Origin of the sequence: Ancylobacter sp. 3268 (assembly GCF_031456575.1) — a bacterium.
In the GTDB taxonomy this organism is placed as follows: Bacteria; Pseudomonadota; Alphaproteobacteria; order Rhizobiales; family Xanthobacteraceae; genus Ancylobacter.
In genome coordinates, this window is record NZ_JAVDUX010000002.1 from 51,563 (window position 1) to 76,541 (window position 24,979).

Sequence of the window (24,979 nt, forward strand, 5' to 3'; positions counted from 1 at the left end):
CGCCGGTTCTTTCACGGGTCGAGCCAGACGCCGGCGAGGTTGTCGTTGAGACCGCCGGCGCCCACCGTGTGGTCCTTCACTTTCCGGTTGTAGATCGTCACCTGCGACAGGCTGATGAGGGTGATATCCGGCACCTCCTCCACAACCAGGCGCTGGAAGGTACGGAAATCGGCGGTGCGCTTCTCCTCGTCGGTCTCTACCGCCGCCGCCTCCAGCGCGGCATCGGCCTGCGGGTTGTTCCAGCCGGAACCGTTGGAGAACGGCACGCCCTTCTTGAAATTCTTCGACCAGTAGAGCCGCTGCACGCCGATGGTCGGGTCGAAGGTGTTGCCCATCGAATTATTGGTGAAGTCGAAATCGCGATCGGTATAGACGCGCTTGATGTAGGTGGCGAAATCCTGGCTGCGGATCGTCACCTCGATGCCGATCCGGCGCAACGCCTGCGCGAGATAGTCGGCGGTGCGCTTGAAGCCGTCGCCATAGGGCAAGAAGTCGTGGACCAGCCGGAAGCGCACGCCGTCCGGCCCGCGCGGGAAGCCGGCCTCGTCGAGCAGTTGCTCGGCGCGCTTGGGGTCATAGGCGTAGATTTTCGCGTCGGGATCGGAATAGCGGGCGAGCACCGGGCTGATCGGCGTTGGTGAGACCACGCCATAGCCGTACCACACGGTGTTCAGGATCACCTTGCGGTCGATGGCGTGCGCGATGGCGCGGCGTACCCGGACGTCCTTGAGATAGGGATTGGACAGGTTGAACTCGATGCGGGCCACCGAGGCGCTGTATTCGTAGCCGCGCGTCTCGATGCCGAGCTGCGGCACCGCCTTCAGCCGCTCGATCTCGCTCAGCGGCACCGGGCTTTCGCCGCCGACATCCACCGCGCCGGTCTCGAACGCCACCGCCCGCGCCGCGGGATCGGGGATGAACTTGACCACCAGCCGGTCGATATAGGGCTTCGGCGCATCCCAGTAATCGGGGTTGCGCTCATAGACGATGTGGCTGCCGCGCACCCATTCCTTGAAGATGTAGGGGCCGGTGCCGATGGGCGCGCGGCTCGCCGGATTGGCGGCAGGATCGCCGTCGCCATAGATGTGCTTCGGCACGATCGGCGTCTCGGAAGCCGCGAAGGCGGTAAGCAGGAACGGCGCCGGCTTGGACAGCACCAGCACGGCGGTGAGCGGGTCCGGCGTCTCGACGTCGACGACGCTGGAGAAGGTCGCCCGTCCGCGCGGATGGTACTGCTTCAAGAGCCGGATCGAATTGGCGACGTCGGCGGAGGTGAAGTCGACGCCATCATGCCACTTCACCCCCGGCCGCAGCTTGAACGTATAGCGCAGCCCATCCTCGGAAACCTCCCACGAGGTGGCGAGTTGCGGCTGCGGCTTCAGGTCGAAACCGTAGCTCAGCAGTCCTTCGGTGACCTTGGGCGATACCTTGCCGGTCGGGCCGGCGGTGTTGGCGATGCCGACCAGCGTCGGCGGCTCGGGTTCGACGAGCATGTTGAGCGTGCCGCCGCGCTTCGGCGTTGCGTCGGCGAACGCCGGCGAAACTCCGAGCAGCAGGGCCAACGCGCCGCACAGGATGCGGATCATGGGAGTTCTCGCTCAAGCTGACAGGAAGGGTCGGCCCGGCGGGATGCGTCCGGCACCCGCCTGGCCGCGGGAAGGGCCGGCTATTCCGCCGCCGCCCTGGCGCCGCGCCAGATCGCCGAGGCATAGAGGCTCGCGTCGAACTCGGCGGCGATGGTGCTGGTGATGCGCCGCTCATGGGCGTCGAGATCGGCGAGGAACAGGTCGCGGCTGATGCGCGCCACCACGCTGGGAATGTCGCGCCGGAAGCTCGGCACGTCGCCGATCGGCAGGCCGAAGCTCACGAAGCCGCCGGGGTTGTAGACGTGGATGTCCTTGAGATAGGGCGCCGTGCCCGGCTCCTTCTCCAGATATTCGTGCCCGAGCCCGAGATAGGGATGCGCGCCGAGCCCCTCATGCCGCTCGTCCGGCGGCGGCGTGTAGCGGTCGCGCCAGCGCAGGATGCGGCCGGCGGCATCCGCCAGTTCCGGCCGTGCAGCGGGGTCGACGAAATAGCCGGTGCCGGCGATGGCGAAATCGAAGACGAAATCTTCGCCGGCGGCGGTGGCGACGATGCGCCCGTCCTCCTGCCGCGCGGCGGTCCAGGGCGCGGCGAGATGGAGATGGAAATTGTCGAAGCGGACGACGCGCCGCACCGCATCCGGCGGCGGCGTGGAACCGGCGCGCAGGAAGCGCAGCGCCTGCCGCCAGCGGATCGAGTCCGGCAAGGCGGGATAATTGTCATAGGCGCCGGGATAGCCGCGCACGCGGTTGATCGGCACCGAGGCGATCTCGGCGCGCCGCGCAAACAGGTGGACCTCCGCCGCTCCGGCTTCCAGCGCGGTCGCCGCCGCATCGAAGGCAGAGGCCGCCGCGCCGAGCACCGCCACCGACTTGCCTTCGACAGCGGCGAAGTCGATGGCATCGGCCGTATGGGCATAGAGGGCGCGCGGCAGGTTGTCGGTCAAGACCGGCGGGATGAAGGGGCCGCCATTGCCGCCGACACCGTTTGCCAGCAGCACCTTGCGGGCGGTCTCCACCCATGCGCGGCCCTCGGACTCCAGATGCAGCCGGAACAGACCTTTCGCCGGTTCGATACGCTTCACGCGCACGCCATAGCGGACCGGAATGCCAAGGAAATCCTTGTACCAGATGAGATAGTTCGCCCAGTCGATCCGTGGGATGGTGGTCAGCGCGGCATAGGCCTCCCGCCCGTGCCGCGCCTCGTACCAGGATTGGAAGGACAGGCCGGGAATGCCGAGTTCCGGTCCCGGCAGGTTCTTCGGCGTGCGCAGCTTCTCCATCCGCGCCCGCGTGAGCCAGACGCCGGTCGATCGCTCGTCCGGCGCCGCCTCAATGACGCTGACCCCGCCGATGCCGGCGCGCCGCAGCGCGAAGGCGAAGGTGGTGCCGGTCTGCCCGCCGCCGATGATCGCCACAGTGTGGTCGATACCGTCGCGTGGCGGCACCCAGTTCTCGGGATCGGGGCCGATGAGGCGCAGGGCCTCGCGGGCGGCGGCATCTACGGTGACCGGGTTCGTCATGCGCTGTGATCCTTGCAGAGGTTGGTTCAGCTCAGCACGTCGACGACGATGCGGTCGGAGAGCTTGGCCGGATCGGTGCGGGGCTTGAGGATGCCGACGGTCTTGAGATCGTCGGCATAGATGGCGACCTCTTTCTGCAGGTCGGGGCCGCCGCCGAAATGGTGCTGGTGGGTATGGCTGCGGATGATCTCGGCGAGGATCGGCTTGGCGATCGGCGAATAGGCGGTGAAGATCTGCGCCGCCTCGTCGGGGTTGTTGTGCACCCAGTTCGCCGATTCCAGCAGCGCGCGGGTGAGTGCCGCCGCCGCCGGCTTGTTCTCGGTGATGAACTCGTTGCGCACCGCCACGCCGCAGCAAGACAGGTCCTTGTAGATGCCGTGCGCGAGGCCGCCGAGCTCGGTCAGGTTGCCGTTGCTGTTCTTGAGCACGAGATAGATGCCGGGGTCGGCATCGGCGGCGGCGAAGATCTCACCCTTGCGCACGGCTTCGCCGAGCAGGTCGACCGGATAGACGCGCCATTCGACATCTTTATAGGGGTCGAGGCCGGCCTTGTAGAGCTGCACCGAGGTGAAGTTCTTCGCCGCGCTGGCGAGGTCGACCACGCCGATGGTCTTGCCCTTGAGCTGTGTGTAGTCGGTGATAGCGGCATCGGTCGGAGTCAGCACCCGGATGCAGCCGCCATGCAGCGCGCCGGTGAACTTGATGTTGATGCCCTGCTCCAGCGGCTTCAGGAAGCGCAGGATGAAGTTCACCGTTGCGTCGATCTTGCCCGACGCGACGGCTTCCAGGCTCTGGTCGAAGGCGGAGCCGAACTTGACGATCTCGACGTCGAGGCCGTGCTTGACGAAGAAGCCCTTCTCCACCGCCGCCGGCACCGAGATCAGGCAGATGCCGGTGCCGCTCCAGCCGAGCTTCACCTTGAGCGGCGCGGCGCCCTGCGCCAGCGCCGGCACGTCGAGAAGGCCGGTTGCGAAAGGCGCGCCAAGCGCCAGCGCACCGGCGGCGCCGAGGAGATGGCGGCGGGAAAGAGAGGAGGACGAAGCGTCGGACATCGGAGAACCTTTCGGGTGCGGGGGCGAACGGGGGAGAGCGCTACCAGTCGGCGTCGAGGCCGAGCAGGCCGAGGACCTGCCGTCGCAGCTCGGCGAGCCGCGGGTCGCCGCGATGGCGCGGATAGGGGAGATCGACCGGGATATCGGCCTTCACGCGCGCCGGCCGGTCGCTGAACACGACGACGCGGTTGGCAAGGAACAGCGCCTCTTCCACGTCATGGGTGACGAGGATCGCGGTGAAGCCCTCGCGCCGCCACAGCGACACCAGCTCGGCCTGCATGGTGATGCGGGTGAGCGAATCCAGCTTGCCCAAGGGCTCGTCGAGGATCAGCACGTCGGGATCGTTCACCAGCGCGCGGGCCAGCGCCACCCGCTGCGCCATGCCGCCGGAGAGCTGGTGCGGATAGGCCTTGGCGAATTTCGACAGCCCGACCAGGGCCAGAGTTTCGTCGATACGTCCCTGCGAGCTTTTCAGCGTGCCCTGCGCTTCCGGCCCGACCGCCACGTTGCGCCGGACCGTGCGCCAGGGAAACAGCGTCGGGTCCTGAAACACCACCACCCGGGAGGGATCCGGCCCCTCGATCGGCCGGCCCGCCTCGCTCAGCCTGCCGCGCGTCGGCGGCTCCAGCCCGGCGATGAGGCGCAGCAATGTCGACTTTCCGCAGCCCGAAGGGCCAAGCAGCGCAACGAACTCGCCGGGGGCGACGTGCAGGCTCACATCGTCGAGCACCTCCAGCACCGCGCCGTCGAGTTCGAAGCCGTGGCTCACGCCGTCAATGTCAAGCGAGGCGCCGGTGACGCGCGGCGCCTCCGCCGTCTGGATGCTGGCGCTCACCATGTCACGATATCCTTTTGCCAGGAGAGGAAGCGGTCGCGGGCGGCGAACAGCAGCGACACCGCGCCCGAGCAGAGCAGCGCCAGCACCAGCAGCGCCGCATAAAGATTGGCGTAGTCGCCCCATCCCTGCGCCGCCTGCATGTAGAAGCCGAGCCCGGCCTTCACGCCGAGCAGTTCGGCCACCACCAGTACCGAGAAGGAGGTGCCGAGCGCCATGAACAGGCCGACGAACACATGCGGCAGCGCCGCGGGTATCGCGACCTTGAGCATCAGGAAACGCGAGCGCGCGCCGAGCGTGCGGGCGACGTCGTAATAGGCCGGGTTGACGCTCAATATGCCGGACCAGGTCAGCACCGTGACCGGGAACCCCGTGGCGAGCGCGATCAGGAAGATGCCGGCGCTCCAGCTCGACGGAAAGGCGAAGAAGGCGATCGGCAGCCAGGCGCCGGCCGGCAGAGGCCCGATGAAGCGCAGCACCGGATGCACCCAATAGGCCGCGCGCTGCGACCAGCCGATCGACGCACCGAGCAGGAATCCCGCCACCGCGCCGATGCTGTAGCCCCAGAGCTGGAGCTTCACCGAGGCGAGGATGCTCTCGCCGAGACGCGGGAAATCGTCGAGATAGACCTCGAGCAGCGCCTGCGGCGGCGGGAAGAACGGCAGCGGCACCCATCCGAGCTTCGCCGAGGCGAGCTGCCACAGGGTGAAGAACAGGCCGAGCACGATCAGCCACAGGCCGGCACGGTCGAGACGACGCGAAACGCCCCCGAGCCAGCGCCCCGCCAGCGACACGACGAGGATGCCCGCCGCAATGAGGCCGGCGGCGACGGCGAAGGTCTGGGTACGCGGCCAGTCGCCGACATCCTCCCAGCCAAGCGCCGCGGCGGCGACCGCGAACCAGACGACGGCGGCGAGGAGGCCGACCAGATCGACAAGCGGACGCGGGACCGTCGGCACAACATCCGCCAAGGTCAGGCGGATCGACCCGGTCCGCGTTTCGGGCGTCGAAGAAAGGTCGCTCATGTCATTCCGCCGCGATCTGCCGGGCAAAGCGGTTCCCCGGCCGCTTGAGGCCGAGATGGTCGCGCAGCGTCGTCCCCTCATATTCGCTGCGGAACAGGCCGCGGCGGCGCAGCTCCGGCACGACAAGCTCGATGAAGTCGTCGAGGCTGCCGGGCAGCAGCGGCGGCATCACGTTGAAGCCGTCGGCGCCATAGTTGACGAACCGCTCTTCCAGCTGGTCGGCGATCTCGGTCGGCGTGCCGACAAGCTGCCAGTGGCCGCGCGCGCCGGCGATGCGCAGATAGAGCTGGCGGATGGTCAGCTTCTCGCGCAGCGCCAGGTCGACCACCAGCGTCTGCCGGCTCTTGCCGCCATTGGTGGGCGGCAGGTCGGGGATCGGCCCATCGAGCGGATGGCCGGACAGGTCGGCGCCGAGATGTTCGGCCAGCAGGCCAAGCCCGACCTCCGGCGTGATGAGATCCTGCAACTGCTCGAACTTCGCGCGCGCCTCGGCGCGGGTACGGCCGATCACCGGCGAGACGCCGGGAAGGATCTTGAGGTCGTCGCGCGAACGGCCATAGCGGGCCAGCCGCGCCTTGACGTCGGCGTAGAAGTCCACCGCCTCGTCCAGTGTCTGTTGCGCGGTGAAGATCACCTCGGCGGTGCGCGCCGCCAGCTCCTTGCCGGGCTCGGACGACCCGGCCTGCACCACCACCGGATGGCCCTGCGGCGTGCGCGGAATGTTGAGCGGCCCGCGCACCTGGAAATGCGTGCCCTCGTGATGCAGCACGTGCAGTCCGGCCGGATCGAAATAACGTCCGGCCTCGCGGTCGCGCGGGAAGGCATCGTCGTCCCAGCTGTCCCACAGCCCGAGCACCACGTCGGCGAACTCGCCTGCCCGCCGGTAGCGCTCGGCATGCGGCAGCTGGGCGGCGTGGTTGAAGTTGAACGCCGCGTCCTGATCGTTCGTCGTGACGAGATTCCAGCCGGCGCGGCCGCCCGAAATATGATCGAGCGAAGCAAACTGGCGCGCGAGATTGTAGGGCTCGGTGAAGCTCGACGACGCGGTGGCGACAAGGCCGATCCGGTCGGTGGCCAGCGCCAGCGCCGACAGCAGCGTGATCGGCTCGAAGGCCCGTACGCCGTTGTGGGCCTTGCCGCTGGCGGCGGCGACGTTGCGCAGGCGCACGCTGGGGCCGTCGGCAAAGAAGATGGCGTCGAACTTGGCCGCCTCCGCCTTGCGCGCGAAGTCGACGAGCGCCTGCAGCCCGTCGGTTGCCGCCTCGGGATGGCGCCAGGCCCCCACATGGTGGCCGCCCTCATGGTAGAAAGCACCCAGTCGCAATTGCCCGTCGCGCTTGGCCATTGGCGCCATCTCCCCTACTGCCGGACATCGATCAGCTCGATGCGAAAGCGTAGGGGTGAAGATCGGAAAATCTTCACTTTCTCGAATGGGCCGAGAGCATAAATCTCCTTCTTGCCACCCATGCGCAGTAAGTATTTCTCATTTATTTCGAAGCCTTGACAGCTACATTCAAACTCAGCCCCAATATCAGCACCTATCCTTTCTGCGGCGCAAGAATGCCGCACCGAAGACTGAAGCTGACGCTAGAAATGCAGCTTCGCCTCGGTTCATGTTCGTCCGGATATCTGAGGTGCAGAGGTGACAGACGCCGTCTTCGGCCATACCCCCGGCGATGACACCGCCTTGAGCGGCCTCGCGCGTGCCCGGGGCTTTTGGTCTTCCCGCTCCTTTCCCGGCCTGTCCGGTGCGGCCGGGCTGTGGCTGGTCGCCGCGGTCGTGACCGGCCTGTGGCCCGACCGGCAGGAGCATCGCCTGACCGCCGATTTCGCCGCGGCACAGGCCCTGCTCGCCGTCCTGCTTTTCGCATCGGCGCTGCTGGGTCCACGGCTCGGACGTTTCGGCACATGGCTCCGCCGCAACGCGCCATGGCTGGGCGCGCTGCCGATCCTTCTCACCATCTGGCAGATCGCTTCGGCAAAGACCGCCTGGTGGCCGCAGCCCTATTTCCCGCCGCCACAGGATCTGGCCGATGTCTATGCCACCGACTACGCGCGACTGTGGAGCAGCGTGCGGCACTCGCTTCTGCTGCTCGCCCTCGGCACCGGCATCGGGGCTCTGGTCGGCTTCCTGACCGGCGTGGCCACGGGCTGGTCGCGCGGCGTCGGTTATTGGGTTCACCCGGTTCTGCGCTTCATCGGCCCGGTGCCCGCCACCGCGCTGATCCCGCTGGTGCTGTTCGCATTTCCCGGCACTTTCAGCGCCGGCATCTTCCTCATCGCGCTGGCGACCTGGTTTCCGGTCACGGTCCTCACCTGGTCGGGTGTCGCCGGCGTCGACGCCTCCTATTACGACGTCGCCCGCACGCTCGGGGCCAACCAGCGCTTCCTGCTCGTCAAGGTCGCGGTGCCGGCCTCCCTTCCGCATGTTTTCGTCGGGCTGTTCATGGGGCTGGGCAACGGCATTTCGGTGCTGGTGGTCGCCGAGATGCTCGGGGTGAAGGATGGGCTCGGCTATTACCTCTCCTGGGCGCAGGGCTGGGGCGCCTACGGGCATCTCTATGCCGGGCTGCTGCTGATGGCGCTGCTGTTCTCCGCCATCACCACCCTGCTGTTCCGCACGCGCGACCGGCTTCTCGCCTGGCAGAAAGGCACCGTAAAATGGTGATTCGTGAAGGCATCCGCACCTCTTCGCAAGCGGCCCGGAGGCTGTCCTCGCCGCTGCGCCGGTGGACACGATTTCTGGCCCTTGGAACGGCACTCTCCCTCGGCTCGATGGGAACGGCGCAGGCGCATGCCCATCTCAAGACCGCGTCGCCCCCCGTCGACGGCGTGGTCGATGCCGCTCCCGCCGAAGTGACGGTGACGTTCACCGAAAAGCTGGAGGCGCAGTTGTCCCGGCTGGAGGTGAAGGACAGCGGAGGACGCACGGTCAGCAAGGATGACCTCCATCTTGGCATCGGCAGCGAGGGGAAGACGCTCGCCGTGACCGTCCCTCCGCTTCCGGCCGGCACCTATATGGTGCAATGGACGGCGGCCTCGGTCGATACCCACAAGACGACGGGCAGCTTCAGCTTCGTCGTCAAGCCGCGATGATCGCGCGTGCCTGATATCGACATCGGCGCACTCCTGCCCGCCGCGCGGGGCATCGAGCTTCTCGGGGCCCTCAGCCTGTTCGGCACATTGGCGGGAGCATGGCTTGTCGTGCCGCCGGGCGCGGCGAATGCTTCGCTACGGCGGCATCTGTCATGGCTTGTGCGGGCAAGTCTCGCGGTCGGCCTCGCCGGTGCTCCGCTCTGGTTGGCGGCGCAGACCGTGGCGATGACCGACGCCGCCGGTCCTGTTCAGTTCGCGACCAATGCCTGGTCCGTCGCCACCCGCACGCATTTCGGCATCAGCCTCGTTCTGCGAAGCGCGTTGCTGGTGACCGCGACGCTCGCTGCGGGCGGGCTCGACTCCCGCCGACGCCTGATCGTCGCCGCCCTGCTCGCCGGTACCGCGCTCGCTCTGCAATCCCAGCTGGGGCATGCCGCCGCAGCCGATGATGCGTGGTTTCCGCTCGCGGTCGCCGTCCATGTGATGGCCGCCGGAGCGTGGCTTGGCGGATTGGTGCCGTTGGCGCTGATCGTACAGGCTCTGCCCGCACCCGTGGCGGCGCGGGCGCTGCGCCGTTTCTCACGGCTCGGCCTCGCATCGATCCTTGCGCTGATCGGCTCGGCGGTCGTGCAGTCCGACCGGTTGATCGGCGATCTGGGCGGCTGGTTCGGCACACCCTATGGCCGGCTGGCGTTCGGCAAGATCGCCGGCCTCGCGAGCCTGCTCCTCATCGCCGGCGTCAACCGCTTCATCCTCACGCCTCGCGCGGCATCGCATGGCGGGCGGCGGGCGCTTCTTGCCAGCATCATCCTTGAGACCCTAATCGGCCTCGTCGTCGTCAGCGTCGCCGTGCGCCTCGCGACGCTGCCTCCCGCCGCGCATGAGGTGGCGGTCTGGCCCTTTGCCGAGCGGCCCGACCTGTCGCAGATCGGCGATCCCTATATCGCCCGCCATGTCTGGCGGATCGCCCTGATCGCCGGCGTGCTTGCATTGGCGCTTGCCTCGCTTTTCTGGCGCCGCACCCGGCTGATCGGCCCGGCACTCGCCGTCACGCTGCTGTGGCTGCTGCCGTCGCCCAACCTCCAGCTTCTGGCGAAGCCGGCCTATCCGACCAGCTTCCAGCACTCGGAAACCGGCTATTCCGTCGCCTCGATCGCGCGTGGCCTCGATCTCGTGAAGCGCCACTGCACGGCGGAGTGCTTCCGTCCGAAGGACGACCCGACCGACCTCACCCCCTATGGCCTTTGGCAGCGGCCGGACGGCGATCTCTTCTGGTGGCTGACCGAGACGTTCGACCGCATCGGCCACAGCCCCTTCGCCTATGGCACCATTGCGGGTCTCGAAGCGCGGCAGCGCTGGCAGCTGATCGACTATTTCCGGGCTCGCGCCGCCGGCACGGCGGTCGCCGAGGCGGGAGCCTGGCCGTTTCCCGTTCTTGCGCCCGATCTGCCGGTGATCTGCGAGAGCCGGCCCGCCGACCTCCGTGCACAGCGCGGACGCCCGGTCCATGTCGCCTTCCGGGCCGATGGGCTCGCCGGAGCCGTAACCGAGCTTTCGCCCGAGCTCGGGTACCTCACGCTGATCGTCTCCCCGACCGCGGCACCTGCGGCGATCCGAGAAACGTGCCGGGCGGGCTCGCCGGATGCCTGGAGCGCCTATGCCATCGCCAGCGGGCTGGACGAGCAGCAGCTCGACGGCACCGATCTGCTCATCGATGCCAATGGCTGGCTGCGCGTGCGCCGGCTGGCCGATGGCCGTGTCGCCCCTGCCGGCCGAACGGCACCCGGCCTTTCGACATGGGCCGAAGCGTCGGCCACCGTGGCGCGAACCCCCTTCCCGCTTACCGAGCTCCGCAGCCATGGGCACTGAGTCCGACCTGTCGTGCCTTTCCTCACCGCCCCGACGCCCGACGCGTCACATTCATCGAGGCTCCCATGAACCAGACCGTTTCCACCGTTTCAGCCGATCCGGCCTCCATCCGCCCCGGCTCGCCGGAGTTTGAAAAGCTTGTCGAACTCATTGCCGCCGATGCGTCCCGTCGCGACCAGGAGCGCATCCATCCCCATGACGTGATCGAGCTCCTGGGCCGTGCGCGGCTCGGGGCGCTGCGCCTGCCGGTCGCGGAAGGCGGCGGCGGCGGCACGCTGCGCGACGTCATCGGCCTCGCGCTGCGCCTCGGCGAGGCGGACACCAATGTCGCCCACATCTATCGCAACCATTTCACCTTCGTGGAGCGCTTCCTGATCGGCAACACGGAGGCACGCAGCCGGCGCTGGCGGGACGCCGTGCTGAACGGCGCGGTGTTCGGCCTCGCCAGCACCGAACTCGACCGCAAGCAGACCGGCGGCGCCTCGGACTTCCACACCGCCCTGACCGAGGACGGCGACGGCTATCGGCTCAACGGCACCAAATATTACAGCACCGGCACGCTTTATGCCGAGTGGCTGCTGGTGCGCGCCACCGCCACCGGCAGCCGCCCGGTCTCCATCGTCATTCCCACCGCAAGGGAGGGGATCGAGCGGGTCGACGACTGGGACGGCATCGGCCAGCGCGTGACCGGCACCGGCACCACCAATTTCCACAATGTCCGCATCGAAGCCGACGAAGTCATCTTCGACCGCGACAATCCCAGCTTCTTGATGCCCTACACCTCGACCATCGCGCAGATCTTCGTCACCGCGGTCAATGCCGGTGTCATCCGCGCCGTGCTGCGCGACGCCAAGGCGCTGCTGAAGAGCCGCAACCGGACTTTCTATTTCGCCGCCGCCGACAGGACCGTCGACGACCCGCTGCTGCTCCAGACCATCGGCCGCATCGCCAGCGATGCCTTTGCCGCCGAACTCGTGGTGCTCGCCGCCGCCGATGCGCTCGACAAGGTCGCCGATGCGCGGTCGAGCGGGAACGGGTTGGATGAGCTGGCGCATGAGGCGGCGCTCACATCGGCCAAGGCCAAGGTGATCGTCGACGAGCTGTCGCTGCGCTCGGCCAATGCGCTGTTCGATGTCGGCGGCGCCTCCGCCGCGACCCGCCGCAAGAACCTCGACCGCCACTGGCGCAACGCCCGAACGCTCTCCTCGCACAACCCGGCCAGCTACAAGGCGCAGGCGATCGGCGGCTACGAGATCAACGGCACCCGCCTGCCCTCGCTCGGCTTTTTCTGACGCCGAAACGCCGACCGCGGCGCACCGCCACCAGCGGTCCGGCCCTGCAGGAGGTGGCCATCACCTAAGAGGCGAGCGTTTCGCATCATCTCCGGGCGATGCACACCGGCACGCCGTCAAGCGGATCCTGCAGGATGGCCGTCTTTATCGAGAAGACCTCCGTCAGGTAGTCGGGCCGGATGACCCCGTCCGCTGAGCCGCTGGCGATGATCCTGCCCTCCTTGAGCAGGCAGATATGATCGGCGAAGCGGGCGGCGTGGTTGATGTCATGAAGAACCGCCACGATCGTCTTTCCCTGCTCACGCACGAGGCGGCGGAGCAGATTGAGGATGTCGAGCTGGTGGGCGATGTCCAAATAGGTGGTGGGTTCGTCGAGAAGCAGGATATCGGCGCACTGGGCGAGCGTCATCGCGATCCAGGCACGCTGGCGCTGCCCGCCTGAAAGAGCGCCGAGCGGCCTGGTCGCGAGTTCGTCAATGTCGGTCAACCGCATGGCCTCATTACAGATAAGCTGATCCTGCGGGCTCCAGCGCGTGAACAGGCGGCGGTGCGGGTAGCGGCCCTGGGCGACGAGATCGGCCACGGGAATGTCGTCCGGGGCGCGAGGCGTCTGCGGCAGCAGGCTCAGTTGCTGCGCCAGGCGCCGGCGCGGCAGGGTGTGTATGGCGTGTCCGTCCAGCGTCACCTCGCCGGCGCGCAGGGCGGTTAGGCCGGCGAGCGCGCGGAGCAGGGTCGACTTGCCGCTGCCATTCGGACCGAGGAGGGCGGTGAACCGGCCCGGCGGCACCGTCAGTGTCAGCTCATCGAGCACCGCGCGGCGGCGATACCCGACCTCGATCGCACGCGCGTGGAGGCGAGCCGATGCGGGAGCTTCAGTCATGACTTTGTTTCCGCAGGAGAAATCCGACGAAGGGAAGACCGATCAGCGGTGTGAGGATGCCGGCGGGAAGCATGAGCGCCCGCGCCAATATATCGGCGGCGAGAAGCAGAACGGCGCCGAAAACCGCAGTGATTGGAACGATATGGCGGGTTTTTGAGGACAGGCGGGCCAGATGCGGGGCGATCAGGCCGATAAAGGCGATGGGGCCGGCGGTCGCGACGGCGGCACCGGCGAGGAGGGTGCATAAGAGGATCAGCGTACCCCGCATCAGCTGAAGACGCATCCCCAATCCCTGGAGAACGTCGTCGTCAAAGGCCATCAGCCTGAGCTCGCGCGAGAGCAGCCAGGTCGCGGCCAGCGCCGGCGCGGTCCAGGCCAGGAGAAGGAAAACCCTTTTCCAATCAGAGCCATAGAGGCTTCCCGCCATCCAGCTCATGGCGCGCTGGACCTCGCTCACCTCGCCGAAGGCGGTGATGAAGGCGATGCCCGCTCCGGTCAGGGCGGACACGCCGATGCCGATCAGGATGAGCCGGATCGAGGAGGTGCCACCCCGCCACGACAGCGCATAGATCGTGCCCGCCGCCAAAGCCGCGCCGGCGAAACCGGCCGCGGGAAGCCACCGGCCGGTCGGTACGGCGAGGTGGACGATGAGGATCGTGACGGCAAGTCCGGCGCCGCCATTGATGCCGAGCAGGCCCGGCTCGGCGAGCGGGTTGCGCATGACCGCCTGGGTGATCGCCCCGGCCACCCCGAGGCAGGCGCCGACGAGCAGTGCCGCGACGAGGCGCGGCGCACGCAGCGAGCCGACGAGTACCGCCGCCACCGGATCGCCCGACAGCCAGGCCACGACATCGCCCGGCGCCACGCCGGCATCGCCCCAGCAGAGGGCGAGCCATGCGAGGGGCAGGAGGAGCGCGACGGGCAGCGCCACGGCTCTCATCGCAGGTTCCATCCCTGCCGACGCACCAGCGCGATGAAGACCGGGCCTCCCACCAGCGCCAGCGTCACGCCGACGGGTATATCGACGCCGGCCACCCCCCGCAGCGCGGTGTCGGCGAACAGCACCAGTCCGGCACCGAGCGGGGCGCTGTAGGCGATGATCCAGCGATAGTCGGCCCCCACAAGCAGCCGGGCCATATGCGGCACGACCAGCCCGACAAAGCCGACAGGGCCCGCCAGCGCCACGGCGGCGCCCGCGAGCAAGACGACGAGGGCGGCGCTGACCGCCCGCCAGAGGCCGAGGCTCTGGCCGAGAGTTCGAGAGAGGTCGCTGCCGAGGCTCAACGTCATGAGCGGGCCGCTTGCCAGCACGGCACCGGCCAGGCCGGCCAGTCCCCACGGGCCGATGGCGAGAACGGCACTCATCGGGCGTCCGCTCAGGCTGCCGACGGACCAGAGCCGGACATGGTCCAGCGTGGTCTGGTCGCGCAGCAGGATCACGGTGGTCAGCGAGGCGAGGAACGCAGTCAACACCGCGCCGGCAAGGGCCAGCTTGAGCGGGGTCGCCCCGCCCCGTCCCGCCGATCCCAGAGCGTACACAGTGACGGCCGCCGCGGCGGCGCCGAGGAAGGCGAACCACATGAGCGTGCCGGCACCGTCTATACCCGCGATCGCAATGGCCAGCACCACCGCGAAGGCCGCGCCGGCGTTGATCCCGAGCAGTCCGGGCGAGGCCAGCGGGTTGGCGGTCACCGCCTGCATGATGGCTCCGGCAACCGCGAGCTGGGCGCCGACCAGCAGCCCGGCCAGCACGCGCGGCAACCGGACCTCCCAGAGGATGACATGCTCGCGCGAGGCGTCGAAACCGGTAATGGCCGCCATGAGCCTGTCGAGGGGTATGGTGGCATTGCCGACATTCAGCGCCCACAGCGCCAGCACCGGCAGGGCCGCGACGGCCATGGCCAGACCGAGGCCGCGCAGGGTCCGTGGCGGGCTTGCCCGCCGTAGGGAGGCGGCATCGTCAGGCACCATCATGGCCGGGCGATGAGGAGGCGCTCGACGTCATCCAGCACGCGATGCGCCGAACCGACGCCGCTGAACTCCATCCAGACGGCCGGATCGAGCCGATGCACGTGCCCCGCCTTCACGGCGGGCAGCATCTGCCAGAGTGGATTGGCGAGCACCTCCTCGTGCCGGCCGCTGGTTGCCGAGTTGTTCACGCCGCCGACGATGTAGAGCAGGGTATCGCCGTCGAGCCCGGCAAGAGCCTCCCAGTCCGGGCGCTTGAGGGTCTCATTGCCGGCCGTCGTCTCATAGGCCGAGCGTCGCACGCCGACATCCCGCAGCACCGCGAAGGGGCCGTAGGCCTTGGGGCCGTCGAGATAGACCTGAAAATCCCAGGGCGTGATGCGCACCACCGACACCGTGCGTTCCGGCACGCGGGACTTCAGGGCGGCGACGCGCGTCTTGTAGCCATCGAGCAGCTGCTCGCCCCGCTCCCGCCGCCCGGCGACATCGGCGACGAGCCTCAGATAATCCTGCCAGTCGTCGGCGCCGATCAGCACGGTCGGGGCCAGCTGCGACAGCAGGGGATAGGCGCGGTCGGCGAGCGCCGTGCCGAGGATGAGATCGGGCCTCAAGGCGACGATGCGCTCGACGCTGGGCTCCATGAAGCTGCCGAGATCCGTCACGCCGCGTGCCAAAGCCTTGTCGCGCAGGGCATGGTCGCTCATCACCGCGAGCGGCGCGCCCAGCAGCGGAAGCTCCAGCTCCAGCCCCATGCCGAGGCTGAAGGTCGGGTCGAGCACCACGATGCGCCGGGGATCGGCGGGCACGCAGACCGGGGAATGCAGGACGTCGGCGGATTCGATGAGGCGCCCTTCGCAGGCCCGCGCCTTTGTTCCGAGCGGGCCAAGCAAGGCGAGACCGAGCGCGAGAGCGGCGAACTTACGGATCATGCGTCGCCCCCTTGAGGTCGTGATGCCGAATCGAGCGGCGTGGCCGGTTCAGTGGGCACGGGCGGCAGGCCGAGCTCGGCGCGCATCCGCGCTTCGATGCGTTGCCGCCGGTCCTCGGGCTTGACCAGCACGCAACTGGTGCAGAGCGAGCCGCCCGGCGCGGTGTAGAAGCGGCAGCAGCCGCCACGGGCGCGAAAGGTGCGGCGGGCGAGCACCCGGCACGGCGGGGCGTCGTCGACGATTTCGACATCGAAGAAATGCAGTTGCCGGTTGGCGAGCGGCGAACCGGCCCGCATCAGCGCCGCCATGACATCCTGCTTCGCCGCGGCTTCGCAGCCAAGGCGCCGGCCCGCTTCCAGAAAGCGCATCGCGACGGCGTCGCCGACCAGCCGCCACATCGCGCGGCGCGGCAGATCGGTGCGGGCGTGGAGGCTGTCGATCAGCGGCGACATATGGGCTTCCAGCACCTCGGACAGGGCGCCGCGCAAGCTGTCATGGTCGACGCGCCGGAACGGGCCGTCCCTTTGCGCCGGCGCGCGATCGCCGACGCCGGCCGCGTTCAGCAGACGCAGCCGCACATGCGGTGGCTCGCCCGGCGTAAGCCGCGCCGAGAGGGCGCAGTTCCGGGCCGACAGGTCCGGGACGAGGCCATGCGCGAGGAAGGGCACCGCCGCGAGGATGCCGAGCAGGTTGGAATATTCGGCGATGAAGAAGGCGGCGGCCCCCTTTTCGTCGAGGCCGGGCGTTGCCGCCTGCTGGCGCGCCAGCATCGCGGCCAGGAAATGCTCGGCACCGAACAGGGCGGGCAGCGGCGTGAAGCCGGGCTCGATCGGACCTATATCGGCCTGTGGCAGCGTCCAGTGGCGTGCGAGAACGCCAAAGGCGGCGTCGATGATCCGCGCCGCCTCCCTCGTCTCGCCAGCGCCGTTCGGCGGCGCCTTCATGCCTGCGAGCCCGTCAGCCGTCTGCATCAGAAGGTCGCGCGCGCCCGCACGCCAATGACCCGGCCATCGCCGATATTCGCCTCCGAGCCGAAATCGTCGATGTAGATGCTGGTCAGATACTGCTCATCGAAGATGTTCTTGGCGTAGAGAGTGACCGACCAGTTCTTCGCCTCATAGCCCACCGCCGCATTGACGAGGGTGAAGGCGGAGACGCGCTCCTCCTCGGTGTTGGCGACATCGCCGACCGAGTAATAGCCATCGGTGTAGGACAGGTCCGCCGAGGCGAAGAAACCCGACGCATGGCGGTACACGCCGCCAATGTTGAAGGTGGCGGCCGGCGCCTCGGGGAACTCGTTGCCGGTATAATCGCCGGTCGCCATCACCGCGCTGTCGAACTCGGTTCTCAGAAGGCCGAGCGAAGCGAAGGCGCTGAATTCCTGGGTGATGCGGGCGCGCAGCTCGAATTCCGCGCCATAGGCGTGCGCCTCGCCGGCATTCATGGTGATGGACTGCCGGAACAGCGGGTTGGGGTCCTCCACCGTGACCTGGAGATCGCTGAACTTGTAGTAGAAGCCGTTGACGTTGAATTCGAGCCGGTCGTCGAACCACTTCGAGCGATAGGCCACCTCATAGGACCACAGCGTCTCGGGATCGACCTCGTACGGGTTGCCAAAGGTATCGACCGCCGCAAAGCCGGCGCGGAAACCTTCGCTGACGGTGAAGGCGATGTTCTGCTTCGCGTCGATCTCGTAGGCGAGGCCGATCTTGGGCAGCGCCACCGTGTAGTCGGTTGAGGCGGCCTGGTCGATGGCGTCGTAGCCGAACGACCGGAGGTTCAGCACTTCGCCTTCATTGGTGACGTCCACCGTCTCGTAGCCGAGGCGGCCGCCGAACATGAGCGACCAGCGCTCGGCGAAGGCGTAGCGCATGTCGGCATAAAGCGCATAGGAGGTCAGCGTACTGGTGCCCAGAAGGTCCTGATACAGCATGTCGTACAGGCCGAAGGCGGCGTTGGTCACCGTGATGCTGGAATCGCGCTTGTAGCTGAAGCGCCCGACATTGAGGCCGACGACGCCGCTCAGCGGGCGCACGCCTTCTTCCAGTTCGAGGCGGAGATCCTCGGTGAAGTCGTTGCCGGGGCGCACTTCGTCGCGAATGAAGGCGACCGCGCCATCGGGGCTTTCGATGGTCGCGTCGGTCTCGATATAGGCGGTGACCGAGCGCAGCTTGATGCCCTCGCCGAGCTCCTGCGACACGTTGGCGACGACGCTGGTGACGTCGGTCTGGCGCAACTCGACGGCGGAGACGTCGGAATCGAAGCGGCGGGCGAAGAAGTCCGGGCCGGTCACCGCCGATACGTAGGGCCGGTCCGAGGTGTGGCTGACGGTGAACAGCGCCTCGAAACCGTCCAGCGCGGCGGGGGTGAGCAGGAATTTCGCCCGTAGCTGGCCGAAATGCCCCTGGCCGAGATCCTCGTTCAGCGGATCGGCATAGGCGATGCCGCTTTCGTCCTCGAAATACTGGCCGGCGACACGGAAGGCGAGCTGGTTCTCGACCATGGGGCCCGACAGCATGAAGGCGCCGCTGCCGAAATCCCCCGAATCCGACGAGCCGGCGAAATCGCCTTCCAGGGCGGCCTCATAGTTCCAGGTCGGGTCGTTGGTGTTGACGATCACCGCGCCGCCCATGGCGTTGCGGCCCTGCAGCGTCGATTGCGGGCCGCGGAACACCTCGACATCGGCGACGTCCCAGGTGCCGCGATTGCCGCGCCGCAGCCCCTCGCCATTCTGCGAAGCGCCGTCGATGACGAGCGCGATGGTCGGGGAGGAGTTGGTCGGCTGGGTAATGCCGTCCGAGGACAGGCCGCGGATGACGATGCCGCTATTGCCGCGATTGGCGTTGGAGACACGGGTGTTGGCGAGCTTGTTGAGCGCGCCGCGCAGGTCCTCGATCGCGTAGTCGAAGAACTGCTCGCCGGTGACGATACCGACGCTGGAATAGACGTTGGCGAGGTCGCGGGCGAGCTTCTCGCCGGAGACGGTGATGGCGTCGAGCTCGATCATGTCCTCGCTGACCATGACCGAGGCGGTGCTGCGCGCGGGCGCCTCGATGGTGGCGGAGCGCGGCGAGGTGAAGCGCCAGTTGAGGCCGGTGCCGGCGAGCAGCGCGGCGAGTGCCTGCTCGGGCGAGCGCGTGCCGGACACGCCGGGCGAGGCGAGGCCGCGGGCGATGGCGCTGTCATAGACGATCTGCACGCCGCTGGTCGCGCCGAACGCCGCCAGGGCGCCGGAGACCGGGCCGGGGGGAATGGCGTAGGTTGCGGACGGTGCCGCCGGGACCGCCGCCGCGCCTTGTGCCGATACCCCCTGCGTACCGAGCGCGAGCACCATGAGCGCGCATCCCGCCAGCAGCGCCATGCGCGGCGTATGGTGGTTCCCCGTCCCCGTCATACCTGACCGTCCCGTCCTGAGCCCCCGAATGCGTCAAGGCATCCGCTACAAGGACAAGACGACGAGGACCGGCGGACCCGAATCCGGCGCGGCAGAAAAATTTACGTCAGCAGCACCACGCCGCCGGGCAGCCAGGTGTCCTGCAGTTTCAGCGCCGCCGCGAGATTGGAGACGATCTCGTCCGGCCGGCCGAGATGGAACACGCCGTCGACGCGCCGCTCGCCCAATCCCGGCCGGGCCAGCACGATACGGCCGCGCCGATGGCGGTTGATGTCGGCGACGACGTCGGCCAGCGGCTGGTCGGCGAACACCAGCAGGCCCCGCCGCCACGGAGCGGCCGCGTTGGGCGCGAGCGCCTCGCGCCCGGCGAGCAGCGCGCCCCCGGCCAGCCGGGCGCGCTCCCCCGCCTGCAAGGTCGTGACGCCGCCGCACTGCACCTCGATGCGCCCCTCGATGCAGTCGATGACCGTCTGCGTCGCGCCGACGCTGGCGGCGAAGCGGGCAGTGGCCGCCGTCACCTCCCCCGGACCGATCGCGGCGCGGAACGGGCGCGGATCGGCGGCAATCTCGAACTCGGCGGCGCCCGCGACCAACGTCACGGCGCGGGCGGCCGCGGTGAACCGCGCATCCAGCGCGCTGGCGCCGTCGAGATCGACATGCGAGCCGTCCGGCAGATCGATGCGGGCCTGCTCTCCGACCGCCGTGGCGTGATCGGACAGAAGCTGGTCGAGGCCGGGCAGCACGCCGATCATCGTCCCGGCCCAACCCGCGGCGAGCGCGGTTCCGGCACCGGCGCCGGCGAGGAACAGGCGGCGCGACAGGCCGGAAGGCGCGGGGGCGGCTCCCACGCCGCGCCAGACGGCGCTGGCCCGGCGGAAGGCAAGCTCATGCGCCTGGCTGCGCGCGCGCCAGGCCTTCAGACGCGCCGCATCGTCGCGCGTGGCCTCCCCCGAAGTGAGAAGCACCACCCACGCGATCGCCTCGTCCTGCAGCCCGCCGGGGGCGTCGCCGATGCCGTTACTGCCCGTCATGCCTGCGCCCTGCTCCCCATGGCCGGCGAAGCGCGCGCCCGGAAGGCACGGCCATGGGCCTATATGCGTCATGGGAAGGGGCGCGGACAATATGGACCCGCTCAGTCGGCCAGCGCACGGGCGCAATGCGCCAGCGCCTTCTGGATCTCGATCTCGATGGTGCGCACGCTGACCCCATGCTCGCGCGCGAGGTCGCGATGCGGGGTGCGGTGGAGCCGGGCCGCCAGCAGGATGGTGCGGCGGCGGGGCGGCAGCTCCGCGAGCCTCTCCATCAGGCGCTCGGTCTGATCCTTGGCGATGAGCGTGGCCTCCGGGTCCGCCGCCGGGTCGGGCGCGTCGAGCAGATCGTCGATCTCGGCATGGCTCAGCCGCCGCCGGCTTTCGCGGCGAATGAGATCGGTCGCGACATTGGCGGAGACGCTGCGCATATAGGCTTGCGGATTGGCGATCGCCGCCAGGTTGGTCGCAGCGAGGCGCGCGAAGACGTCCTGCGACAGATCTTCGGCCTGCGCCGCCGAACCCGTCACGCGCCGGAAGAAGCGCAGGATCGACGATCGCTCGGCATCGAAGAGCTCACGCAATGCGTCATTGCGAGACATCGGCTCGATCCGCCTCTCCGGTTCGCGGTCCAAATGGATGACGCAACGCAGTAGCCCGAAAAGGTCGAATGCATCAATGCGGCTCGGAAATATTAGAAATGTTCTTGATATGCTGGACGATGATTGCCGAATGGAGAGAGTTGGGCCGGCCCATTCTATCGACATCCTCGGCGCAACCTGCGGGTGCTTGGGGCGTGATGCTGCGGGACGACGGGCTGATTGAGATCGCGCAGGACCCATGCCCTGCCGCCGGTCGCCGAGAACGACCGGGCTGTGATCGACGGAGGACCGGCGCGCCTGAGCCCGCACGCGGCTCAACACCGAGGACATGCCAGGGACATGCCAGTGTCTCGGGCGCGGGTCGGCCGCCTGCGCGCATCATATCGGCGGAGATCATCGGGCAGTTGTTCGGCGTGCGTGCGCACATCGCCGCGAACAGGATCGGCCCGCTGATCGTCATCCGGAACCGATGTCCCGCCGCGCGTCCGGCGGCGGAGCAGACCAAGCCGGCGACGACCGCTAAAAATTGATCACCGTTCCGATGATCGGGCCTTGCTCGACGACATCGAACACGAATCCGTCGCGCGAATAGTCGACCCCGAGCGCCCGGTAGCCGACCACGAGCGACACCCGGTCGTTGAACGTGTAGCCCACTCCCGCCCCGACATCCCAATCGAGATCGGCGCCGCCGGCGCCGACAAGGCCCCAACCCGTGAGGTAGACCTTCTCGCTGAACGCGTAGCGGCCGCGCAGGCCGGCGAGCCCGTCCACCCAATTCGCGCTGTCACGGCCGTGGCGGCCGTCCAGCACCTGGCCGGTGAACGAGATGTCGGTGCTGACGTGCCAGGCCCGAAGGCCGCCGACGACGTCGAGGTGACCCTGTGGCCCCTGCCAGACGGCGTAGCCCACCCCGGCGAGGCCGGCGAAGGTCTCCGATCCGACATCGACGCTGTCGGCATAGACGCCGCGCGGTGTCGTCACGTCGGAAGAAAGCTTCACATACAGCACGTCGCCAAAAAGGCTGAAGCGCCCGTTGCGCGCCTCGCCGGTGGCCATGACGGCGAAGTCGAGATTGTCGAGTATGTCGGAGAAACTCGCATCGACGTGAACGGCGGGGAGGTCGAACTGGCCGACGTCGCCCGACATGCCGGCCGCCCAGAAATAGGGGGCGATGGTGAAGGTCCAGTCGTCCGTGCCCGCCGCCGGTGGGCGCTGGCCGGGAAGATCGGCCGCGAGGCTGGAGGCGACGAGCGACAGACTTGCCGCAACGGTGAAAAACAGCCGGATCATGTTCTTCCCCACTCATCTCACGAGCCGATGCGGGCCAGCGACGCCGAATCGCCGCCAGGCATCCGCATGCCATAGTGCTGGAGCATGCGCCAATGATCGCCGCGCATCCAGTTCGCCGGTGTCACACGCGATCCGCTCGCGCGCCGGGTGGTTCACATCGCGCCTGCCGGCTCATCGTGCCGCTCGCGCGCCGGGTCTCGTCCCTATAGCGGCCGGGTCGGCAGAGCGGGGTTGAGCGGCGGCAGCGCCGCCGGCACCTCGGCCGGCGGGGACCGCCGGCGAAGAGCGTCGAGGCCGGCCAGCAGCCGGCGTGAATCCTCCAGGGCCCATCCCCGCGGGTGAGCGGCTCCCGGACGGGCGACTCCCGGATGCGGGGCGAACAGCGCCGCCTGCAGCGCTCCCGCCTCGCGGTTCGCCGCCCGGCGGGTCGGCATAGACGCGCACCCCCTCGGGCGCCGCGAAGGCGAGGTCGCGCATGGCGAGGCCCGACACGTCCTCGGCGCTGCGGGTGATGGTCCGCACCACCGCGTCGCCGGCTTTGAAGCGCGCGCCCGGCATCGGGTCCCATTGCTCGCCGAGGACCAGCCGGCGGGTGGCGACCACCGGCTGCGAGACGTCGACGCCCGGCGGCACCGTCACCTCCAGCCGCAGCGCCTGCCCCTGTGCCCTCCCCGTCTCGTCGCCCGCGCGGTCGAGCAGCGTCACGGCGGCCGGGGGAATGTCGAAGGCGCCGCCGCGGCGCGCATAGAGGGCGAACTCGAAGCGCTGGCCGACATGGCTCCGGCCGCCGAGACTCTCGCGCATCGTCGTCCCCTGCGTCTCGAAGCGGAAGATCTGCAGGCCGGGCACGTCGGACAGGCTCACCCGCGGCGAATGCGGCATCTCGCCGGGGAACAACACATCGACAGAGAGCGCGACATGCTGGCCGACCACGATGCCGCTCGCGGAATCGGCGCTCTGGCGCACCACCACCGCCGGCGCGGCAGGCGCCACCGGCGCCCCGGCCTCCTGCGCGGCGAGCGGCAAGGCGAGGCCCAGCAGCATGGTGAGGCCCCCGAGCGCTCTCATGGTGCCGCTCTCATGGTGCCGCTCTCATGGCGCCGCTCCCCCGGCCGCGCCGGTCTCCGCGCCGGCGGGCGCCTGCTGCGCCTGCAATTGCCAGGCGAAGCGGGCGCGCAGGAAATCCGCCGGCGCGGTGCGCACCCGCTTCAGCCAGAGGGCGCGCACCGCCTCGTCGTTCATCGGCGCGCCGGCCGTCCGGGTCTCCTGTCCTTGCTGGTTCTTCGCGTCCCTGTCGTAGACGATCTGGTCGGCCCCCTCGCGCTGGTCGCCGGTATCGGCGCCGGGCGCCTTCAATCGCTCGGCGCGCCGCACCGCGATGCGGCGGTTGGCCTCCGCTTCCGCCCGCCCGGGCGACGCTCCAGCGCATGGTCGTAGCGCGCCACCGCGTCCCGGTATTTGCCGAGCATCACCAGCGCATTGGCCTGGTTGAACGCCCCGTCGGCGGTGTCGAGGGCGGCGAAACTCGCCTCCGCCGCCTTGAAGTCGCCGCCGCGGAACTGCGCCACCCCGCGCCACATCGGATCGCGGAAGCTTTCGGCGGCCTCGGCGAGGCGCCCCTGCTCGAACAGATGGCGCCCGCGCTGGTCGGGGCTGGCCCACAGCCCGCGCCAGCCGGCCATCCAGCAGCCGAGGAGCAGCGCCGCGACGAGCACCGCGCCGAGCAGGGCGAAGGCGCGTCCCGTCCTCATGCCAGCACCCATCCGCGACGGAACCAGGCGAGCACCAGCAGGGCGAGCAGCGGCGTCAGCCAGTAGCCCGCCTCCTCCCAGCGCTCGCCCTCCCCCGGCGCCGGCGGCGGCGGCCCGGCGGTGGCGAGGATATGCGCGAGAGCGCCGACATCGCCGTCATCCAGGGTCAGATTGACGACATCGGCATGAAGCGCCGCCGCCGCCGCCGCGATCGAGGGGTCGGCATCGCGCCCGGGCGGATGCAGGGCGTACAGCGTCACCGGCGCTGCCGCCGCGCCGTTGGCTAGCGCCGGCGCCGCATCGGCGAAGACCAGCACCGAGCCGCCCTGCCCGCCGCGCCGCAAGGCGTCGGCGGCGAGCTTCACCGCGTCGGCGAGCGCGTCGCCCTGCCGCGGCATGAGGTCCGGCGCCAGTGCGCCGGCCATGGCGTTCAGCGCCTCGCCATCCGGCGTCGGCGGCAGCACGAGATGTGCCGAGCCGGCATAGGCGACCAGCCCGGTCGGCGCGCCTTCGCGCAGCTTGAGCAGGTCCGCCATCTTCTGCCGCGCGCGGTCGAGCCGGGGCGGGGCGAGGTCGCGCTCCAGCATCGAGGGCGTGACCTTGACGACGAACATCGCCGGGCGCGCCGCCTGCGCGAAGGGCGACGGCACCTGCCGCCAGCTCGGTCCCGCCACCGCGACGATAGCGATCGCCCAGGCCGCCAGCAGCAGGTTCTCCGGGCTCAGCCGCCGCCGCTCGCCGCCTAGGGTGAGATGGCGCAGCAGCACCGGGGCGATCACCTTGCCCCAGCACCGTGGTATCGCTCTCGCGCCGCTGCAGCCACCACAGGCCGAGCGCCGGCAGCGCCAGCATCAGCCACCAG

Annotated in this window: 23 protein-coding genes; 4 read left to right on the forward strand and 19 right to left on the reverse strand. The window is 69.0% G+C overall.

Annotated features, from left to right (window positions below; all coding sequences use genetic code 11):
* Positions 1-11: 11 nt before the first annotated feature.
* From J2X65_RS02505 to J2X65_RS02530, 6 genes are all read right to left on the reverse strand, one after another.
* Positions 12-1,586: an ABC transporter substrate-binding protein gene (locus tag J2X65_RS02505; protein ID WP_310197538.1), complete on the reverse strand. Its 1,575-nt coding sequence runs from the start codon at positions 1,584-1,586 to the stop codon at positions 12-14.
* A gap of 80 nt (positions 1,587-1,666) precedes the next feature.
* Positions 1,667-3,106 (reverse strand): NAD(P)-binding domain-containing protein, encoded by a 1,440-nt coding sequence (locus tag J2X65_RS02510; protein ID WP_310197541.1) that lies wholly within the window; start codon positions 3,104-3,106, stop codon positions 1,667-1,669.
* Positions 3,107-3,132: 26 nt separating this feature from the next.
* Positions 3,133-4,158: an ABC transporter substrate-binding protein gene (locus J2X65_RS02515; RefSeq protein WP_310197542.1), complete on the reverse strand. Its 1,026-nt coding sequence runs from the start codon at positions 4,156-4,158 to the stop codon at positions 3,133-3,135.
* Positions 4,159-4,198: 40 nt separating this feature from the next.
* Positions 4,199-4,996, reverse strand: a complete 798-nt coding sequence (locus J2X65_RS02520; RefSeq protein ID WP_310197545.1) for an ABC transporter ATP-binding protein — start codon at positions 4,994-4,996, stop codon at positions 4,199-4,201.
* Positions 4,990-6,018: an ABC transporter permease subunit gene (locus J2X65_RS02525; protein ID WP_310197548.1), complete on the reverse strand. Its 1,029-nt coding sequence runs from the start codon at positions 6,016-6,018 to the stop codon at positions 4,990-4,992. Before J2X65_RS02525 ends, J2X65_RS02520 begins: the two co-directional genes overlap by 7 nt.
* Position 6,019: 1 nt before the next feature.
* A complete protein-coding gene (locus J2X65_RS02530; protein ID WP_310197550.1) occupies positions 6,020-7,363 on the reverse strand; it encodes an LLM class flavin-dependent oxidoreductase in 1,344 nt (447 codons plus the stop codon).
* Positions 7,364-7,660: 297 nt separating this feature from the next.
* Between J2X65_RS02530 and J2X65_RS02535 the strand changes: the two genes are divergently transcribed.
* The 4 genes from J2X65_RS02535 (at position 7,661) to J2X65_RS02550 (ending at position 12,275) form a co-directional block, all read left to right on the forward strand.
* The gene (locus J2X65_RS02535) at positions 7,661-8,686 is read left to right on the forward strand and encodes an ABC transporter permease subunit (protein ID WP_310197554.1); all 1,026 of its coding nucleotides are present in this window, start codon (positions 7,661-7,663) and stop codon (positions 8,684-8,686) included.
* Positions 8,680-9,114, forward strand: coding sequence for a copper resistance protein CopC (locus J2X65_RS02540; protein ID WP_310197557.1), 435 nt, complete (start codon positions 8,680-8,682; stop codon positions 9,112-9,114). Before J2X65_RS02535 ends, J2X65_RS02540 begins: the two co-directional genes overlap by 7 nt.
* Positions 9,115-9,120: 6 nt before the next feature.
* Positions 9,121-10,983: a CopD family protein gene (locus J2X65_RS02545; RefSeq protein ID WP_310197560.1), complete on the forward strand. Its 1,863-nt coding sequence runs from the start codon at positions 9,121-9,123 to the stop codon at positions 10,981-10,983.
* 65 nt (positions 10,984-11,048) lie between these two features.
* Positions 11,049-12,275 carry an acyl-CoA dehydrogenase family protein gene (locus tag J2X65_RS02550; protein ID WP_310197564.1) on the forward strand — a complete coding sequence of 409 codons (1,227 nt, stop codon included), beginning with the start codon at positions 11,049-11,051 and terminating at the stop codon, positions 12,273-12,275.
* 85 nt (positions 12,276-12,360) lie between these two features.
* Here J2X65_RS02550 and J2X65_RS02555 read toward each other — a convergent pair whose 3' ends face one another.
* The 13 genes from J2X65_RS02555 to J2X65_RS02615 all read right to left on the reverse strand — a co-directional run bounded on the left by J2X65_RS02555 (position 12,361) and on the right by J2X65_RS02615 (position 24,896).
* Positions 12,361-13,155, reverse strand: coding sequence for an ABC transporter ATP-binding protein (locus tag J2X65_RS02555; protein ID WP_310197566.1), 795 nt, complete (start codon positions 13,153-13,155; stop codon positions 12,361-12,363).
* The gene (locus J2X65_RS02560) at positions 13,148-14,095 is read right to left on the reverse strand and encodes an iron ABC transporter permease (protein WP_310197570.1); all 948 of its coding nucleotides are present in this window, start codon (positions 14,093-14,095) and stop codon (positions 13,148-13,150) included. Before J2X65_RS02560 ends, J2X65_RS02555 begins: the two co-directional genes overlap by 8 nt.
* Positions 14,092-15,129, reverse strand: a complete 1,038-nt coding sequence (locus tag J2X65_RS02565) for a FecCD family ABC transporter permease (protein ID WP_404977655.1) — start codon at positions 15,127-15,129, stop codon at positions 14,092-14,094. Before J2X65_RS02565 ends, J2X65_RS02560 begins: the two co-directional genes overlap by 4 nt.
* Positions 15,126-16,052, reverse strand: coding sequence for an iron-siderophore ABC transporter substrate-binding protein (locus tag J2X65_RS02570; RefSeq protein ID WP_310197575.1), 927 nt, complete (start codon positions 16,050-16,052; stop codon positions 15,126-15,128). The genes J2X65_RS02565 and J2X65_RS02570 overlap by 4 nt, the downstream gene beginning before the upstream one ends.
* Positions 16,049-17,023, reverse strand: a complete 975-nt coding sequence (locus tag J2X65_RS02575) for a ferric iron reductase (protein ID WP_310197578.1) — start codon at positions 17,021-17,023, stop codon at positions 16,049-16,051. The genes J2X65_RS02570 and J2X65_RS02575 overlap by 4 nt, the downstream gene beginning before the upstream one ends.
* Positions 17,023-19,446, reverse strand: a complete 2,424-nt coding sequence (locus J2X65_RS02580) for a TonB-dependent receptor (RefSeq protein WP_310197581.1) — start codon at positions 19,444-19,446, stop codon at positions 17,023-17,025. Before J2X65_RS02580 ends, J2X65_RS02575 begins: the two co-directional genes overlap by 1 nt.
* 101 nt (positions 19,447-19,547) lie before the next feature.
* On the reverse strand, positions 19,548-20,477 hold the full coding sequence (locus J2X65_RS02585; protein ID WP_310197582.1) for a FecR domain-containing protein: 930 nt from the start codon (positions 20,475-20,477) through the stop codon (positions 19,548-19,550).
* A 101-nt stretch (positions 20,478-20,578) separates the two neighbouring features.
* Complete coding sequence (locus J2X65_RS02590) at positions 20,579-21,076, reverse strand: sigma-70 family RNA polymerase sigma factor (RefSeq protein ID WP_310197585.1); 498 nt, start codon at positions 21,074-21,076, stop codon at positions 20,579-20,581.
* Between the two features lie 519 nt (positions 21,077-21,595).
* Entirely contained in the window at positions 21,596-22,366 is a 771-nt protein-coding gene (locus tag J2X65_RS02595) for a hypothetical protein (RefSeq protein WP_310197588.1), read from the reverse strand.
* 171 nt (positions 22,367-22,537) lie between these two features.
* Complete coding sequence (locus J2X65_RS02600; protein WP_310197590.1) at positions 22,538-23,434, reverse strand: hypothetical protein; 897 nt, start codon at positions 23,432-23,434, stop codon at positions 22,538-22,540.
* 24 nt (positions 23,435-23,458) lie between these two features.
* On the reverse strand, positions 23,459-23,722 hold the full coding sequence (locus J2X65_RS02605; RefSeq protein WP_310197593.1) for a hypothetical protein: 264 nt from the start codon (positions 23,720-23,722) through the stop codon (positions 23,459-23,461).
* Positions 23,719-24,117 (reverse strand): hypothetical protein, encoded by a 399-nt coding sequence (locus J2X65_RS02610; RefSeq protein WP_310197595.1) that lies wholly within the window; start codon positions 24,115-24,117, stop codon positions 23,719-23,721. Before J2X65_RS02610 ends, J2X65_RS02605 begins: the two co-directional genes overlap by 4 nt.
* On the reverse strand, positions 24,114-24,896 hold the full coding sequence (locus J2X65_RS02615) for a VWA domain-containing protein (protein WP_310197597.1): 783 nt from the start codon (positions 24,894-24,896) through the stop codon (positions 24,114-24,116). The genes J2X65_RS02610 and J2X65_RS02615 overlap by 4 nt, the downstream gene beginning before the upstream one ends.
* Positions 24,897-24,979: the final 83 nt, after the last annotated feature.

Coding starts and splice junctions, on each gene's coding strand:
- J2X65_RS02505 (WP_310197538.1), bottom strand. CDS start 1,586: ATGATCCGCATCCTGTGCGGCGCGTTGGCCCTGCTGCTCGGAGTTTCG.
- J2X65_RS02510 (WP_310197541.1), bottom strand. CDS start 3,106: ATGACGAACCCGGTCACCGTAGATGCCGCCGCCCGCGAGGCCCTGCGC.
- J2X65_RS02515 (WP_310197542.1), bottom strand. CDS start 4,158: ATGTCCGACGCTTCGTCCTCCTCTCTTTCCCGCCGCCATCTCCTCGGC.
- J2X65_RS02520 (WP_310197545.1), bottom strand. CDS start 4,996: ATGGTGAGCGCCAGCATCCAGACGGCGGAGGCGCCGCGCGTCACCGGC.
- J2X65_RS02525 (WP_310197548.1), bottom strand. CDS start 6,018: ATGAGCGACCTTTCTTCGACGCCCGAAACGCGGACCGGGTCGATCCGC.
- J2X65_RS02530 (WP_310197550.1), bottom strand. CDS start 7,363: ATGGCCAAGCGCGACGGGCAATTGCGACTGGGTGCTTTCTACCATGAG.
- J2X65_RS02540 (WP_310197557.1), top strand. CDS start 8,680: ATGGTGATTCGTGAAGGCATCCGCACCTCTTCGCAAGCGGCCCGGAGG.
- J2X65_RS02550 (WP_310197564.1), top strand. CDS start 11,049: ATGAACCAGACCGTTTCCACCGTTTCAGCCGATCCGGCCTCCATCCGC.
- J2X65_RS02555 (WP_310197566.1), bottom strand. CDS start 13,155: ATGACTGAAGCTCCCGCATCGGCTCGCCTCCACGCGCGTGCGATCGAG.
- J2X65_RS02560 (WP_310197570.1), bottom strand. CDS start 14,095: ATGAGAGCCGTGGCGCTGCCCGTCGCGCTCCTCCTGCCCCTCGCATGG.
- J2X65_RS02565 (WP_404977655.1), bottom strand. CDS start 15,129: ATGATGGTGCCTGACGATGCCGCCTCCCTACGGCGGGCAAGCCCGCCA.
- J2X65_RS02570 (WP_310197575.1), bottom strand. CDS start 16,052: ATGATCCGTAAGTTCGCCGCTCTCGCGCTCGGTCTCGCCTTGCTTGGC.
- J2X65_RS02575 (WP_310197578.1), bottom strand. CDS start 17,023: ATGCAGACGGCTGACGGGCTCGCAGGCATGAAGGCGCCGCCGAACGGC.
- J2X65_RS02580 (WP_310197581.1), bottom strand. CDS start 19,446: ATGACGGGGACGGGGAACCACCATACGCCGCGCATGGCGCTGCTGGCG.
- J2X65_RS02585 (WP_310197582.1), bottom strand. CDS start 20,477: ATGACGGGCAGTAACGGCATCGGCGACGCCCCCGGCGGGCTGCAGGAC.
- J2X65_RS02590 (WP_310197585.1), bottom strand. CDS start 21,076: ATGTCTCGCAATGACGCATTGCGTGAGCTCTTCGATGCCGAGCGATCG.
- J2X65_RS02595 (WP_310197588.1), bottom strand. CDS start 22,366: ATGATCCGGCTGTTTTTCACCGTTGCGGCAAGTCTGTCGCTCGTCGCC.
- J2X65_RS02600 (WP_310197590.1), bottom strand. CDS start 23,434: ATGAGAGCGCTCGGGGGCCTCACCATGCTGCTGGGCCTCGCCTTGCCG.
- J2X65_RS02610 (WP_310197595.1), bottom strand. CDS start 24,117: ATGAGGACGGGACGCGCCTTCGCCCTGCTCGGCGCGGTGCTCGTCGCG.